This window comes from Aminobacter sp. P4_D5 (assembly GCF_056401815.1).
Window position 1 is genome coordinate 1 of sequence record NZ_JBFUIP010001489.1, and the last position, 502, is coordinate 502.

Consider the following 502-nt stretch of genomic DNA (forward strand, 5'->3'; position numbering starts at 1 on the left):
CGCTGGCGCAGCGCCGTGTCGACGAGACGTGCGAGCATGCCCTTAGCTCTCGTCGCCGTCGGAGAGTTCGCCGAGCAGGGCGAGGATGCCCCGCGTCGCGATCTGGTCGGTGGCGGCAAGCTCGCCGCGGATCGAGGTGAACTGCGCGGTCTCGTTCAGCACGGTGACCGGGCGTGCCCGGAAGCCGTCGGTGATGCGGATGAAGACCCAGCTCCGGTCGCGATGGCGCACCACGCTGCCGGCCGGCACGCGGAACTGGCTGCCGCCATTGCCGCTCAGTGCCATGGCGGCGGTCACCGCCTGGCCAGGCCGCAGCGCGTCGGTCCCATGCGTCATCTCGGCCACGGAGACTACGCTCTGCGTGGCGGCATCGACGGAGCGGCCGACGCGCAGCACCCTGCCCTCCGCGCCCTGGGCGGGCACCAGCACGCGCGAGCCCGGCTCCAGCGCCGGCACGCGCGAGATCGGCACCTGCACGTTGATCCAGAGGATGCCGAGGTCG

Annotated in this window: 1 protein-coding gene; it reads right to left on the bottom strand. The window is 72.5% G+C overall.

What is annotated here, in order from left to right; all coding sequences use genetic code 11:
• Positions 1–42: 42 nt before the first annotated feature.
• Positions 43–502 (bottom strand): efflux RND transporter periplasmic adaptor subunit (locus tag AC1DWF_RS39125; protein WP_476843756.1); only part of this gene is annotated, 460 nt, incomplete at its 5' end.